Genomic DNA, 535 nt, shown 5'->3' with positions numbered 1-535 from the left:
GCAACCTCTGCGGCTCGCAGCCAAATCTCCAACGCCAAGCGATGAAAGCGCTGCTAGAGCAGTGGGATCGAGACCATCCACAGCGGCTGCGCAGCATGATGTCTGCGATGTCCAATGTTGTCCCGTCGCACTTATTGGATCGCAAGCTCTTCGACTTCCAGAATTTCGAAGGAATTGCGTCTGCTGATGAACCTGGCGATCTCCTTTTTGATCGTGACGACACTCTAGATCGGTTCCAGAACACTATCGCGATCGAGTAGTCTTGTTTTGCCACAAGAGTAGCTTTCTACTCGGTCTACCGCAGCAGGCACTGCCCGAGACGAGCGATCAACTGGTAGCCCAGCCGATGGCGAGGCGTCTTGATCGATGGCCCCGTACCGTCCCTCTGTGAGGCCCCCCACAGGGGCGACGCATAAGCGGCTCATAGACACCCATCATGGGATGCAGATAGATGGTGCACTAGGGTCTGTTAACACAACCGCAGACCATCAGCGACGAGCACGAAGCTGATGAAGCCTAGGAACATGAGGTCGAG

1 pseudogene is annotated in these 535 nt (G+C 55.7%); it reads left to right on the top strand.

From position 1 onward, the window contains the following. Positions 1-260, top strand: a pseudogene (locus ACTIF6_RS26855) (tRNA 2-thiocytidine(32) synthetase TtcA); the annotation flags it as partial. Positions 261-535: the final 275 nt, after the last annotated feature.

It is taken from the genome of Hydrogenophaga sp. (assembly GCF_051860785.1).
Lineage (GTDB): Bacteria > Pseudomonadota > Gammaproteobacteria > Burkholderiales > Burkholderiaceae_C > Hydrogenophaga.
This window is presented reverse-complemented; position numbering and strand designations above follow the sequence as displayed.